Source organism: Planococcus koreensis, from assembly GCF_004761975.1.
Classification (GTDB): Bacteria; Bacillota; Bacilli; order Bacillales_A; family Planococcaceae; genus Planococcus; species Planococcus koreensis.
Genome location: NZ_RQII01000066.1, coordinates 1 through 14,630, shown reverse-complemented (window position 1 = coordinate 14,630; position 14,630 = coordinate 1). Strand labels below are relative to the sequence as shown.

At 46.8% G+C, this 14,630-nt stretch carries 15 protein-coding genes; 12 read left to right on the top strand and 3 right to left on the bottom strand.

Annotated features, from left to right (window positions below; translation table 11 throughout):
• The 7 genes from EGV91_RS15155 to nikC all read left to right on the top strand — a co-directional run.
• Positions 1-231: DUF402 domain-containing protein (locus tag EGV91_RS15155; RefSeq protein ID WP_479681132.1), on the top strand; the 231-nt coding region annotated here is incomplete at its 5' end.
• Between the two features lie 94 nt (positions 232-325).
• Positions 326-2,050: an ABC transporter ATP-binding protein gene (locus EGV91_RS15150; protein ID WP_135505137.1), complete on the top strand. Its 1,725-nt coding sequence runs from the start codon at positions 326-328 to the stop codon at positions 2,048-2,050.
• A 154-nt stretch (positions 2,051-2,204) separates the two neighbouring features.
• Positions 2,205-3,224: an ABC transporter ATP-binding protein gene (locus tag EGV91_RS15145; protein WP_135505135.1), complete on the top strand. Its 1,020-nt coding sequence runs from the start codon at positions 2,205-2,207 to the stop codon at positions 3,222-3,224.
• Complete coding sequence (locus tag EGV91_RS15140; RefSeq protein ID WP_135505133.1) at positions 3,199-4,182, top strand: ABC transporter ATP-binding protein; 984 nt, start codon at positions 3,199-3,201, stop codon at positions 4,180-4,182. The genes EGV91_RS15145 and EGV91_RS15140 overlap by 26 nt, the downstream gene beginning before the upstream one ends.
• A 29-nt stretch (positions 4,183-4,211) precedes the next feature.
• A complete protein-coding gene (locus EGV91_RS15135) occupies positions 4,212-5,834 on the top strand; it encodes an ABC transporter substrate-binding protein (protein ID WP_135505131.1) in 1,623 nt (540 codons plus the stop codon).
• 86 nt (positions 5,835-5,920) lie between these two features.
• Positions 5,921-6,925 (top strand): ABC transporter permease, encoded by a 1,005-nt coding sequence (locus EGV91_RS15130; RefSeq protein ID WP_135505130.1) that lies wholly within the window; start codon positions 5,921-5,923, stop codon positions 6,923-6,925.
• A 17-nt stretch (positions 6,926-6,942) separates the two neighbouring features.
• Positions 6,943-7,830 carry a nickel transporter permease gene (nikC, locus tag EGV91_RS15125; protein ID WP_135505128.1) on the top strand — a complete coding sequence of 296 codons (888 nt, stop codon included), beginning with the start codon at positions 6,943-6,945 and terminating at the stop codon, positions 7,828-7,830.
• A 36-nt stretch (positions 7,831-7,866) separates the two neighbouring features.
• On the opposite strand, the gene EGV91_RS15120 is transcribed toward nikC, so the two are convergent.
• The gene (locus EGV91_RS15120; RefSeq protein WP_135505126.1) at positions 7,867-8,952 is read right to left on the bottom strand and encodes an FUSC family protein; all 1,086 of its coding nucleotides are present in this window, start codon (positions 8,950-8,952) and stop codon (positions 7,867-7,869) included.
• 38 nt (positions 8,953-8,990) lie between these two features.
• On the bottom strand, positions 8,991-10,277 hold the full coding sequence (locus EGV91_RS15115; RefSeq protein ID WP_135505124.1) for a glutamate-1-semialdehyde 2,1-aminomutase: 1,287 nt from the start codon (positions 10,275-10,277) through the stop codon (positions 8,991-8,993).
• A 121-nt stretch (positions 10,278-10,398) separates the two neighbouring features.
• On the opposite strand from EGV91_RS15115, the gene bcp reads away from it, so the two are divergent.
• The 4 genes from bcp (at position 10,399) to perR (ending at position 12,948) form a co-directional block, all read left to right on the top strand.
• A complete protein-coding gene (bcp, locus tag EGV91_RS15110) occupies positions 10,399-10,875 on the top strand; it encodes a thioredoxin-dependent thiol peroxidase (protein WP_135505122.1) in 477 nt (158 codons plus the stop codon).
• Between the two features lie 15 nt (positions 10,876-10,890).
• Entirely contained in the window at positions 10,891-11,832 is a 942-nt protein-coding gene (locus EGV91_RS15105; protein ID WP_135505120.1) for a D-2-hydroxyacid dehydrogenase, read from the top strand.
• A 1-nt stretch (position 11,833) separates the two neighbouring features.
• Positions 11,834-12,385 carry a cob(I)yrinic acid a,c-diamide adenosyltransferase gene (locus EGV91_RS15100; protein WP_135505118.1) on the top strand — a complete coding sequence of 184 codons (552 nt, stop codon included), beginning with the start codon at positions 11,834-11,836 and terminating at the stop codon, positions 12,383-12,385.
• 119 nt (positions 12,386-12,504) lie between these two features.
• Entirely contained in the window at positions 12,505-12,948 is a 444-nt protein-coding gene (gene perR / locus EGV91_RS15095) for a peroxide-responsive transcriptional repressor PerR (protein ID WP_135505116.1), read from the top strand.
• Positions 12,949-13,057: 109 nt separating this feature from the next.
• Here the strand turns inward: perR and EGV91_RS15090 are convergent, their stop codons facing one another.
• A complete protein-coding gene (locus tag EGV91_RS15090) occupies positions 13,058-13,405 on the bottom strand; it encodes a YgzB family protein (protein ID WP_135505114.1) in 348 nt (115 codons plus the stop codon).
• Positions 13,406-13,541: 136 nt separating this feature from the next.
• Between EGV91_RS15090 and EGV91_RS15085 the strand changes: the two genes are divergently transcribed.
• Entirely contained in the window at positions 13,542-14,408 is an 867-nt protein-coding gene (locus EGV91_RS15085; RefSeq protein WP_135505112.1) for a nucleotidyltransferase-like protein, read from the top strand.
• Positions 14,409-14,630: the final 222 nt, after the last annotated feature.

Here is a 14,630-nt window from a genome sequence, read left to right as displayed (position 1 = left end):
TTGGATGTTAAAGTGTTTCCTGATATGTCGTATACCTTGCTGGACGAAGACGAATATGAAGACCATAAAAGGCAAATGGGTTATCCGGAAGTGATCGACCAGATTCTCCACCGCAATGTGGAAAAGTTGATTGGCTGGATCAAACAGCGGAGAGGGCCATTTGCCCCGGACTTCATCGACGTATGGACAAACCGGTATGATTTTTACCGGCAATGCCGTCTTAGTGATTAAATGGAAAACCTGTTGCTCGCCAACAGGTTTTTCGTTTTGAAAGAATGGAGTGAAAGAATTGAGCAACACAAAACCCAGCAGTACGAAACGCTATATGCAATTTGTGAAGCCTTACACCTGGCAGATCATTTTGACAATCATCATCGGTATTTTCAAATTTGCGATTCCCCTGTTCATTCCACTGCTGATTAAAATCGTCATCGATGACATAATCGGTGCAGATGGGTTATCGAGCGATGAAAAACTGGAACAGCTTTACTGGTGGCTCGGCGGAACAGCTATCCTGTTCTTCATTTTCCGTCCGCCAATCGAATACTTCCGGCAATATTACGCACAATTAGTCAGCAATAAAATCCTTTACGATATCCGCCAGCATTTATATGGGCATATGCAGCGGTTGAGTTTGCGCTATTATGCGAACACGCGTGCAGGGGAAATCATTTCACGCGTCATCAATGATGTCGAACAAACCAAAAACTTCGTCATGATCGGGCTCATGAATCTCTGGCTCGATTTGGCGACGATACTGATTGCCATCGGCATCATGCTGACGATGGATGTATCGCTGACGATTGTGGCGCTTCTGGCGTTCCCATTCTATGCATTCAGTGTCAAATTCTTCTTCGGACGGCTGCGTGATTTGACGCGCGAACGTTCGCAGGCATTGGCGAATGTCCAAAGTTATTTGCATGAACGGGTCCAAGGGATGAGCATCATCAAAAGCTTTGCGCTTGAAAAACATGAGCAAAAATTATTCGATGAAACGAATGACGCCTTTTTGGATAAAGCGATCGACCATACGAAATGGAATGCGAAAGCTTTTGCGGTCGTCAACACGATCACCGATATTGCGCCGCTTCTCGTTATCGGGTTTGCAGGTTACCAAGTCATTCAAGGCAACTTGACGCTGGGAACCATGGTGGCGTTCATCGCTTATATTGAACGCCTTTACAATCCGCTCCGCCGCTTGGTAAATTCTTCGACAACATTGACGCAAGCGATCGCATCGATGGACCGTGTGTTCGAATTGGTCGACGAAGAATATGAAGTGACGGACCGCAAAGGTGCGAAAGATTTGAAAGTGGTGGACGGCAAACTGGAATTCCGCGATGTCACTTTCCAATACAATAATGGAGGCACGGAAGTTTTGTCCGATTTGAATTTTACCGTCAAGCCGGGCGAGACCGTAGCATTCGTCGGCATGAGCGGAGGCGGCAAGTCGACGATCGTCTCGCTGATTCCAAGGTTCTATGATGTTACGAGCGGCGGGATTTATATGGACGACCACGATTTGCGCGATGTGACTATCCATACACTGCGCGACCAGATCGGACTTGTTCTGCAGGACTCGATTTTGTTCAGCGATTCAGTGAAATCCAATATTCTAATGGGCAAACCGCATGCCACTGATGCAGAAGTGGAAGCGGCGGCGAAAGCAGCCAATGCCCACGACTTTATCGAATTGCTGCCTGAAGGTTATGATACGAAAGTCGGCGAGCGTGGCGTCAAACTATCTGGCGGCCAGAAGCAGCGCATCGCCATTGCGCGGGTATTCCTGAAAAATCCGCCAATCCTCATTTTAGATGAAGCGACATCTGCGCTTGATCTGGAAAGCGAATCACTGATTCAGGATTCGTTGGAGCGCCTTGCACATGACCGCACCACGTTAATCGTTGCCCACAGGCTATCGACGATTACGCATGCGGATCAGATTATCGTCATCGACCATGGCAAGCTGGCCGAAAAAGGCACGCACGATGAATTGATGAAACAACAAGGCGTTTACGCCAGCCTTTTCCAAGTCCAACAATTTGTTTAATAACGAATGGAGCCCCCGAAAACTTCGGGGGCTTTTTTGTACTTATGGGAAAAACTGTGTAATATTTGATAAGCTATTGCAATAATACTAATGTTACGTATAATATAAACACATAGAATTTTCTGATAGATGAAGATGGCAAAGGGGTGGCAATGTGGAAGACCGTAAAAAAATATTGGAAGTTAATGGCTTAAAGACATCCTTTTTCACGGATGACGGCGAGGTGCCTGCGGTTGATGACATAGATTTCTATATCCGTGAAGGCGAAGTACTGGGGATAGTAGGGGAGTCAGGGTGCGGGAAAAGTGTCACTTCACTGTCAATCATGGGTCTGGTCCCGAGCCCGCCAGGAAAAATTGTAGGCGGTGAAATTTTATTTCAGAATAAGGATTTAACCCATCTCAAGGAAAAAGAGATGCGTGAAATCCGCGGCAATGACATCGCGATGATTTTCCAGGAACCGATGACATCACTTAATCCGTTGTTCACGATCGGCGACCAATTGCGCGAAGCTGTTAAAATCCATAAACGCGATTGGTCGAAAAAGCAGATCAATGAGCGTGCGGTTGAAATGATGAAACTGGTCGGCTTGCCACGCGCAGAAGGGCTCATGAAAGATTATCCACACCAGCTGTCAGGCGGGATGCGCCAACGGGTCATGATCGCGATGGCGCTGCTGTGCGATCCGAAAGTGCTGATTGCCGATGAGCCGACGACCGCGCTGGACGTAACAATCCAGGCGCAGATTTTAAAGCTCATTAAAAATTTGAATGAACGGTTGGACACTGCTGTTCTTTTGATCACCCACGACCTTGGCGTTGTAGCGGAAACGTGTGAACGTGTCATCGTTATGTATGCCGGCAAAGTGGTTGAAGAAGGTCCGGTGCACACGATTTTCAAAGATCCGCAGCATCCATATACGCGGGGATTGCTGGCATCGGTTCCAGATATGCGCTTTAAGAAAGAACGTCTCTACTCAATTCCTGGGAACGTGCCGAAGCCGGGAACGATCAAAACGGGCTGTAGATTTGCAGCGCGCTGTGAATTCGCATTCGATCGGTGCATTTCTGAAAGCCCGCCGCTTTATTCGACAGCGGAAGACCATCAGACCCGCTGCTTCCTATACGATCCGAAGGAGGTGCAGCCGCATGACAGAACCGTTGTTAAAAGTTGAGGGGCTGAAGAAATATTTCCCGATCAAATCGGGTATTCTCGGCCAAGTGAAAAACTATGTGAAAGCAGTCGATGATGTATCGTTCACGGTCAATGAAGGGGAAACTCTTGGAATCGTAGGAGAATCGGGATGCGGGAAGTCTACAACTGGCCGCATGCTAATGCGCCTGCTGGAGCCGACAGAAGGCAAAGTATTTTTTGACGGCAAGGAATTGACCAGCATCTCGAACGCGGATATGCGAAAGATGCGCCGCGATATCCAGATGGTTTTCCAGGACCCGTATGCATCCTTGAATCCAAGGCATACGATTGAAAAGATTCTCATGGAGCCGCTGAATGTCCACGACATCGGCGATCCGAAAGAGCGCAAAAGGAAAGTTCACGAGTTCCTGGAAATCGTCGGCCTCAGCAGCTACCATGCGAAACGCTATCCGCACCAATTCAGCGGCGGACAGCGCCAGCGCATCGGAATTGCGCGGGCTTTGATGACGAATCCGAAATTGATTATCGCAGACGAGCCCGTCTCGGCTCTTGATGTATCGATCCAGGCGCAGGTATTGAACTTGATGCAGGATCTGCAGAAGGAATTGAAACTGACTTATATTTTCATCGCCCACGATCTCGGCGTCGTTCGCCATATAAGTGACCGGGTTGGCGTCATGTACCTTGGGCAAATGGCGGAACTGGCAGACAGCGAAGCGCTTTACGAAAAGCCGCTGCATCCGTACACACAAGCATTGCTTGGCGCAGTACCGGTGCCGGATCCGGATTTTGTCCGCGAAGAAATCATCATCAAAGGCGATGTGCCGAATCCGGCCAACCCGCCGAGCGGCTGCCGTTTCCATACGCGCTGTCCGTTCAAGATGGATATTTGCGAAACCACCGTTCCAATTTTTGCGGAAGTTGAAAAAGGTCATTCTGTAGCCTGCCACCTTTATGAGCAAAGCAGGCCGCAATGATAATAAATAACACAAATGGAGGGGTCAATTTGGGAAAGAAAAAGTTCTTATCACTGGCGTTTCTGATGCTTTTATTGGTATCGACAGCGTTGTTCGGCTGCAGTAGCAATGAAACTTCGGATGATGCCGGAGGAGACAGTGGGGACTCGGGGGATTCTGGAGAACCTAAAACATTGATCTTCGGACGCGGAGGAGATTCAGTGTCATTAGATCCGATTGCCGTAACGGATGGGGAATCGTATAAAGTAACAAAAAACATCTTTGATACATTGGTGAACTTCGGTGAGCAGGATACAGAAGTGAATCCTGGCCTAGCTACTGAATGGGTTGCTGCAGAAGATGGTTTGACGTATACATTCACACTTGAAGAAGGCGTTAAGTTCCATGACGGAACAGATTTCAACGCTGAAGCAGTTGTAGCGAACTTTGAGCGCTGGGCAGGCGGAGACGCTGATACGTTCCCATACTATGGTTCAATGTTCGGCGGATTTGCTGCTGATGAAGGCCATGTAATCGAGTCAGTGACAGCTACTGGCGATTACGAAGTGGAATTCAAGTTGAAACGCCCACAGGCTCCATTCTTGAAAAACTTGGCAATGAGTTCTTTCGGCATCGCATCACCAACAGCGTTTGAAGCTGCTGGCGATAAATTCGGCGATGCACCAGTCGGAACAGGACCATTCAAATTTGTTGAATGGAAACGCAACGATTCTATTACGATTGAAAAGAACGCGGATTACTGGGTAGAAGGCGAACCGAAACTGGATCAAGTCATTTTCCGCTCGATTCCGGATAACTCAGCGCGTTTGAATGCATTATTGTCTGGTGAAATTGACTTGGCAGATGGTATCACACCTTCTGACGGCAAGACAATCGAAGAAAATGCGGATCTTCAGTTATTCGAAAGACCGTCAATGAATGTTGGCTACCTTGGTTTAACGACTACACGTGAACCATTTGACGATCCGAAAGTTCGTCAGGCGATGAACCACGCCATTGACAAGCAAGCTATCGTCGATGCTTTCTTCGAAGGCCGCGGGGAAGTCGCGAAAAATCCGATGCCTCCAGTAATCAACGGCTATAACGATGACATTGAAGGATACGAATATGATCCTGAAAAAGCGAAACAATTATTGGCTGAAGCAGGACTTCCAGACGGTTTCGAAATGGAACTTTATGCAATGCCTGTGCCACGCCCGTATATGCCTGATGGCCAAAAAGTAGCTGAAGCGATTCAGAAAAACTTGGCTGATGTCGGCGTTACAGCGAAAATCGTATCGTTTGAATGGGCAACATACCTTGAAAAAGCTGCAAACGGGGAAGCGGATGCTTTCTTGCTAGGATGGACAGGCGATAACGGCGATGCCGACAACTTCCTTTATGTATTGCTTGATCAGGACAATATCGGTTCAAACAACTACACGTACTACAAAAACCAGGAATTGCACGATCTATTGATCAAAGCACAAACTGAAGTTGACGAAACAGTTCGTAACGACCTTTATAAACAGGCACAGGAAATCATCCATGCAGACGCTCCTTGGGTTCCACTTGCGCACTCTACACCGTTGTTGGCTGGCGGCAAGAACGTAGTGAACTTCAAGGCACATCCAACTGGCTCTGATAAACTGGCATCTGTAGATTTAGAGTAGGCATTCAAAGAGGAGAGGTCATCATGATTTCTCCTCTTTTTTTCCTTATTGGATACATAACGCAAGAGATGGAGAGGTGAAGAAAAATGCTTCACTATATTGGAAGAAGGCTGCTGCAATTAATTCCGGTATTGCTGGGAATGACTTTTATCGTATTTTTGATCATCCGCGCAATTCCTGGAGATCCGGCACAAGTCATCCTGGGACAACAGGCTTCTGAAGAGGCAATTAAAGCACTGAGAACGACATTGGGCTTGGATAATCCTTGGTATATTCAATACTTTGATTACCTAAAAGGGTTGTTAACCGGTGATTTGGGGCAATCCCTTCGCACGCGGACCCCAGTCACTGATGAAATCTGGCCTTATTTAGCGGCGACGATTGAGTTGTCTGTTTTTGCTATCGTCATCGCCGTAATCATCGGCATCAATGCGGGAATCATCTCCGCTTGGTTCCAGAATTCATGGTTCGATTATTTAGCGATGATTATTGCATTGATCGGGGTATCGATGCCGATTTTCTGGCTTGGTTTGATGAACCAGTGGATTTTTTCTATTGAACTGGGCATTTTGCCAACAACTGGGCGAGAGAACGTTCGTGACCCAGTGGAAGTCATCACCAATTTTTACGTAATTGATACAATCATTACTGGCCAATTTGACCAGTTGTCTACCGTATTGAAGCATTTGGTCCTTCCGGGGACTGCGCTGGCAACAATTCCGATGGCGATTATTGCCCGTATGACGCGGTCGAGCATGCTTGAAGTAATGCGTTCGGATTATGTACGTACGGCACGCGCTAAAGGATTGAAAATGTTTTGGGTTGTCTACAAGCATGCATTGAAAAATGCGATCATTCCGGTTTTGACAATTATCGGGCTTCAAATGGGCTTGCTTTTAGGCGGCGCCATTTTAACGGAAACGATTTTCGGATGGCCAGGAATCGGCCGCTACATCTATGAAGCAATCGGATTCCGTGATTATCCGGTTATCCAATCTGGTATTCTGATCGTGGCGTTCATCTTCGTCATGATCAACTTGTTTGTCGATTTGATTTACAGCTTAGTCGATCCACGTATTAAATATGATTAGAAGGGGGGAAGCAAAAAATGGCTGATGCAGTTACAGATAATAAAGAAGTCAAAATGGAAAAAGTCGCGGGACCTTGGAAAGAGGCCTGGCGTGGATTCCGGAAAAGTAAAGTTGCAGTAGTCGGCATGGGAATCGTTATTTTCTTCATCTTGCTCGCGATTTTCGGTCCGCTCTTTACGCCACAGGGAATCAACGAACAAAACCTGTCGCAGCGCCTCTTGCCCCCTTCTGCTTCAAATTGGATGGGGACGGACGACTTTGGCCGCGATATTTTATCACGGATTGTATACGGAGCCAGAATTTCTTTATGGGTCGGCTTTTTAGCAGTAATCGCTTCAGTGGTTGTCGGCAGTATCTTGGGCATCCTGGCAGGCTATTACGGCAAATGGGTGGATACGATCATATCCCGGATTTTTGATATCATGCTCGCATTCCCGAGTATTTTATTGGCGATTGCTGTTGTTGCGGTTCTTGGGCCATCGCTCCGGAACGCATTGATAGCGATTGCCATCATCAACGTGCCGAACTTTGGCCGTCTGATCCGTTCGAAAGTGCTGAGCATCAAGGAAGACGAATACATCATGTCAGCGAAAGCAATCGGCATGAAAGACAATCGTATTTTATTTTCCCACATATTGCCAAATTCCATGGCACCTGTTATTGTACAAGGCACTCTGGCGATTGCAACAGCAATCATCGAAGCGGCAGCTCTTGGATTTCTTGGGCTTGGGGCACAGGCGCCTTCGCCTGAATGGGGCAAAATGTTGGCGGATTCGCGGTCTTATCTGACAAATGCACCATGGACGATGATTTTCCCGGGGATTGCCATTATGTTGACAGTATTGGGCTTCAATTTGATGGGCGATGGCCTGCGGGATGCACTTGATCCACGCATGAAGTCATAATAAAAAGTGCCGGACAATTTTTTGTCCGGCACTTTTTTATATGGCTTTTTCAATTTCAGAAGCAATTTCATCTGAATGGTAATTGTGGTAAGCGATGATCAATAAATCCAAATGCTCCAGCTGTTCTTCGTAGTCGATGATTGCCGATAAAACGTGCATAAGATGATAGATGGAAAATTCGTTGCCTTCCTGTTCATGGGCAATGTTGATTTCCTTTACGAAAACAGCCATCATTTCCTGCCTTTTTTCTGCAGCGTCGACTCCGGAAGTTTCGCTATGTTCAGGCCGCAGTTTGCCAACATATTTCATATAAAGCTGTTCGTGGTAGCTGGCAAGGCTTTCAAGGCGGTCCTGCACCATCAAGTGAAAATGTTCCGGCAGGTCGGTCAATTCGTTTTCGAAACGGTGCAGCCGCTTTAGAACTTCCAGGCTTTTCTTTGAAGTGGCGATCATTTGGCGGTAAAGCACCAGTTTACGTGCTTTCGTATATTGCTGTTTTTTCGTGTAGCTCCGTTCATCTTTGTAAAATGAATACCATTGATCCACCTTATCCAATTTATTGCTGAGGCGTTCGATGTCTTCTTTTAACGATGTATGTGCGGACGCATGGCGAATGGACACGCGGATCCAGCGGATAACTTCTTCGCTGACTTCATGGATAGAAGTGAAGAGCCGTGTTTCGTATTTCGGCGGCAGAAAAATCAAATTGACGCTGAATGATGCCAAAATACCGAGCAAGACGGTTCCGAACCGCAATGCAGCAAAAGATAAGAAGTTGGGGTCATGTGATTCCATGATGGCAATAATTGTGACCAAGGTTAAGGGCACAGTGCTTTCCAGCTTCAGCTTCAACATGATGACAATTGCAAGAACTGCTGCCAGTCCAATGGTCAAGTAGTTAGAGCCCAATGTTAAAACGAAAATCACCGCAATGGCAGCGCCGATTAAATTCCCATAAACTTGGTCCAGCACAGTCAGGTAGGAACGGTAAATAGACGGCTGAATCGCAAAAATCGCCGCAATTCCCGCAAAGACAGGGGAAGGGAGATCCAGTAAATTCGCTAAAAACAAGGCGAACGAAATGGCGATTCCGGTTTTAAATATACGTGCACCTAATTTCATGGGCTTTGGTCTCCTTTCCTCTGTATATTTTCAATCAGTTAAAGCTGGCGGAACGCTTCACGAACCGCTTCTATAGAAGTTTCTACATCTTCAAGTGTGTGTTCAGTGGTCAAAAACCATGCTTCGTATTTAGACGGTGCAAGATTGATTCCCTGTGCAAGCATAAGTTTGAAGAATCTGGCGAAAACCTCACCGTCGGATGCTTCTGCCTGTTCATAGTTCTGGACTTTCTGGTCAGTGAAATAAATGGTTAGTGCGCCTTTTAAGCGGTTGATTGTGATAGTAACATCGAATTCTTCAGCTGCTGCTAAAATCCCTTTTTCCAATACGGCGCCGAGTTTGTCCATTTTATCGTATACTCCGTCTTTTTGGAGAACTTCAAGGCAGGCGATGCCCGCTTGGATAGAAGCCGGATTTCCTGCCATCGTACCAGCTTGGTAAGCCGGGCCGAGCGGCGCGACAGTTTCCATGATTTCTTTTTTGCCCCCATAAGCCCCGATCGGCAATCCACCGCCGATGATTTTTCCGAGAGCGGTTAAATCAGGAGTCAAGCCAGACAAGTCCTGCGCACCGCCGTAATGGAAGCGGAATGCTGTGATGACTTCATCATAAACGATCAAAGCGCCTTTTTCCGCAGCGAGGCGGTGTACTTCTTCCAAAAAGCCGGGAAGCGGTTCGACAATGCCGAAGTTGCCGACAATTGGCTCTACGAGGATGCAAGCAAGTTCATCGCCCCATTGGTCCATCGCTTCAGAAAATGCAGCAGGATCGTTGAAAGGAACGGTAATGACTTCTTCCGCAATTGTCTTCGGAACGCCAGCTGAATCCGGAATCCCTAATGTTGCAGGGCCTGATCCCGCAGCAACCAGTACTAAATCGGAATGGCCGTGGTAGCAGCCAGCAAATTTCATGACCTTCGTGCGCCCCGTATAGGCGCGAGATACGCGAATCGTTGTCATCACGGCTTCGGTGCCGCTATTGACGAAACGGACTTTGTCCATTTTCGGCATTGCTTCTTTCAGCATTTTGGCGAATTTGATTTCATGGCGTGTCGGCGTCCCGTAGAGGAGACCGGTTTCAGCTGCATGGCTGATCGCTTTTGTAATATGAGGATGGGCATGCCCCGTAATGATCGGACCGTATGCTGCCAAGTAATCGATGTATTTATTGCCGTCAACGTCCCAGAAGTAAGCGCCTTTCGCCCGTTCCATGACGACAGGCGAACCGCCGCCGACTGCTTTATACGATCGAGACGGGCTGTTGACGCCGCCGACGATGTGTTCGAGTGCTTCTGTATGGAGCTCTTCGGATGTGGAATGATTCATAAATAATTGCCTCCCAGTTTAATCTCTTACTTATTGTAGACAATATCGCTGTTAAACGCCAAAGAAATTGAAAGTGCATCGCTGGTCCGGTACGATAGAAGTATGAAAAGGAGTGATGGAGATGATCGTGTCAGAAGGAATGGCAGCACCTGATTTCTCATTGAAAAACGAAGCGGGGGAAACGGTGTCATTAGCAGATTTTGCGGGCAAAAAATATGTGGTTTTGTATTTTTATCCGAAAGATATGACGCCTGGCTGTACAACGCAAGCTTGTGATTTCCGCGATGCGGAAAAAGACTTTTCTGAATTGAACGCTGTCATTTTAGGGGTCAGCGCAGACTCTGAAAAGCAGCATACGAAATTCATTGAAAAACACGGTCTGCCGTTTTCGTTGCTGGTCGATGAAGACCACAAGATTTCAGAAGCCTATGGGGTATGGGTGGAGAAAAGAATGTACGGCAAGGAATTCATGGGAATCGAACGTTCCACTTTCTTGATCGATCCGACCGGAACCGTCATTAAGGAATGGCGGAAAGTAAAAGTGCCGGGCCATATTCAGGAAGTACTGGAAACCATCAAGACGGTTACGAATCAGTAAAAGGGGAGAGCGAATATGGAAGTCCTATTCACATTTTTGCCGAAAGATCACCAGCAGCAGCTGCTGCGGGAAGAATTTCCGGAAGTTCAGTTCCATTTTACGTATAAGGACAAGACGCATTTGCCGGACGCGCAAGTCCTGGTAACATACGGGGAAGATATCTGTGCGGAAGACATCGAAGCGGCGCGCAAACTGAAATGGATCATGGTAGCCAGCGCCGGTATCGAGAAAATGCCGCATGAAGCGATTGCGGCGCGCGGCATTACCGTCTCAAATGTCAAAGGGATCCATAAAACGCCTATGGCGGAGTCGGTTTTGGCACATATCCTGTCGTTAAAGCGTTCGCTGTCTTTTATCTACGAGAGCCAGCAAAAAGGCGAATGGAACCGCAAAACCGGTTCGTCGGAATTGCGCGGTTCGACTGCGCTGATTCTCGGACCTGGTGCCATCGGTTCCGAAATCGGCCGCTTGCTGCAGGCATTCGGCGTGCAAACGATCGGCTGCAACCGCACCGGGAAAGCTTCTGAATATATGGAAGAAATGGTGCCGTTCGAGAGCATCCTTGAAATGCTGCCAAAAGCGGATATTGTTATTTCGGTGCTTCCAAGTACGGAAGAAACCCGGAATATGTTAAGGAAAGAGCATTTCGCGGCAATGAAAAATGACGCCATTTTCATGAATTTCGGCCGCGGGGATTTATTTGAGGATGAAACCTTGATCGAAGCGCTGGAAACGAATGAAATCGGCACGGCTGTTTTGGATGTTTTCTCGCAAGAGCCGCTGCCATCTGACCATCCATATTGGCGTATGTCAAATATTGTTATTTCTCCGCATGCGTCCAGCCATTCAGGCAAATACGTGGAACGTGCACTTCAGGTCTTTGTTCCGAATTTGAAAAAATGGCTTGCGAAAAATGAAGAACCGACAAATCTGGTCAGCATGGAAAAGGGGTATTGACGTGAAAATCTATACAAAGACCGGCGATAAAGGAACCACCTCGCTTGTGTACGGCACGCGGGTAGCGAAAAATGATCCATTGGTGGAAGCGTACGGGACTTGTGATGAAGCGAATTCAGCCATTGGCGTGGCAATTAGCCACATGGCAACGGAATTTTTTCAGGAAAAAGAGGAACTGGATGCTGTTTTCCATGAAATTCAGACGATTTTATTCCATGTGGGGGCTGAACTGGCGACGCCTAAGGGAAAAGAAGTGAAATGGAAACTGACCGAAGAAGACATCGGGAAGTTGGAGCAGTGGATTGACCGCTTTGACGCGGAAGTTCCGCCCTTGTCCAATTTCATCTTGCCCGGGGGACATCCAGCTGGAGCAGGCTTGCATCTGGCGCGTACAATCGTACGGCGGGCAGAACGCTCTGCGATTTCCATCGGTGAGGAAGTATCGCCGAACGTCTTGGCCTATTTGAACCGTTTGTCCGATTTTCTGTTCGTAGCTGCCCGGCTGATCAATATGCGTTTGGGCCGAAAAGAGAAGGATCTTCACCAATCGTAAAATGAGCTAATGCCGTCAAAGCCCTTGTATATAGTGATTTCTTGACATTCGCCCTCCTGCTTAGGTACACTAATTATAACGATTATAATGTAAGAATTTATGAAGTGAGGTGCACAGCGATGTCTGAAGTCCATTTAAAAGACGCGCTAGAGACATTGAAGTCTACAGGTGTCCGAATCACTCCGCAACGGCATGCCATCCTGGAGTTTATGATTCATTCTACGGCGCACCCGACAGCGGATGATATTTATCGAGCGCTGGAAAAAACGTTTCCAAATATGAGTGTAGCAACTGTATATAATAATTTGCGCGTTTTTAAAAGCGCAGGACTTGTCAAAGAGCTGACATATGGCGATTCTTCCAGCCGATTTGATTTTGTGACCAACGACCATTACCACGTAATCTGCAACGATTGCGGAAAGATTGTCGATTTCCATTATCCTGGCCTGGACGAAGTAGAGCAGCTTGCTTCACACGTTACCGGATTCCAAGTCGATTACCATCGCCTTGAAATTTATGGGACATGCCAGCAATGCAGCGGGAAGTCCGCTCAAGCCCAATAAGAAACGAGCATGAAACCGTGCTCGTTTTTTTATTTGGGATTATTTATGGCCACTTAAAAATCCGCCGCAGGTTTTCATCTGCGGCGGATTTTATTTGGTAAAATTAAATTCAGCTATTCTTTTTATTGTAATCGACATCGAACTCTTTGCCTTCAAGCTCCGGATCCATTGTCAGCGGTTCACGGCAATGCATGCACATGTCGACGCGTCCAAGCATTTTCGTATGTCGGCCGCAATTCGGGCATTGGACGGGCACGGTCTTCATGGACAACAGGCCGATCCAAGCGTAAGTGGCTGTGCTGCCGATAATGGCGAGCAATCCGAGCAGCATGAAAATAACCATTACAACTGGATAGTCTTTGAAGTAAATGCCAGCATACATGATGACGATTCCAATGAAGATAAGTGCCAAGGCAAAAGTCCGGATACGGTTGATTTTATTTTTATAAGGTTTCATAAATTCTTTCCTCCTTGCATCCATCATACTATATCATAATCAAACGGAAAAAGTGATAATGGTTCATCGATGCAGGAATAGGGAATAAATATGTCGAAATAGAGAATGCAGATAGACATGCAAGGAGTGGAAACAGATGGAACAAATTCTAAGACCGATTTATCAGGAGCGGGCAAGCCAGGAAAGTACGCTTGGCGTTATTCTGGTTGAAAAGCGGGAGAAGGTGAGCCCGATTACGGATACCTTTGATTCAATCCTGCTCATCATTACTAAAGAAAACGAAACCTCCGTTTATACAAAACATTATACGTATTTAGATAAAAAAGCAGCGATGCACATTGTAACGGAGAAGCAGTTGAAAAAATGGCTGTTGCTCGGAACCAACCGAAAAATCGTTGATTGGCTATTTCATGGACGAATTATCTATGACCGCAATGAATTTATGCAAAAGCTGAAAACTGAGCTGAAGGATTATCCTTTTTACGGGCGCAAGATTAAGATGGGGATGGAGTTCGCGAAGCTGATCCGCCGCTACCAGGAAGGCAAAGTCTTTTTCGAAGGAAAAAACTATTTGGATGCGTATCATCATATAGTAGAATCCCTTCATCATTTGGCGAGGCTTGCAGTGCTGGAAAATGGTTTGCCGCCGGAAGTTACGGTATGGACGCAGGTAAAACAGATGGAACCGGCGATATACAAACTCTATGAAGAATTGGTGATGAGCGATGAGCCGCTGGAAAAAAGGCTGGAGCTTTTATTCCTCGCAAGCGAATTTCTCATTCATTCGCGGACGAAAGATGGAGCGCGCCACATCCGTGAAGTGATGGAACAAAAGCAGCGCTGGACAATCCAGGAGCTTCACGAGCAGGAAGAGCTGAGAAATTATTCTTCGAACCTCGAGGTGTTCATTGAATACCTGATCGACAAGGATCTGATTTCGGTGGAGAGTGTCAACACGAAAAGCGAAGGCATCTTTCACCGCTACTATTATGTAGAGAATTGAAACACGACAAGCTAAAGCGGAGCCGGCCTTTTGATGACAAAGGCCAGCTTTTTCCTGTTCGGAGCAGAGGAGCGGCAGTTTGAGAATTTCCGAATAGCTTTCCCTTTTAAAAAAAATGCAGATTTTTTATATTTATCGTTGACACAGCCATAGGTATCGTATTATGATAATACACGTCGCTAAGAGAGAAACAGTTTTTCGCAATAATAAAAAATGCAAAAA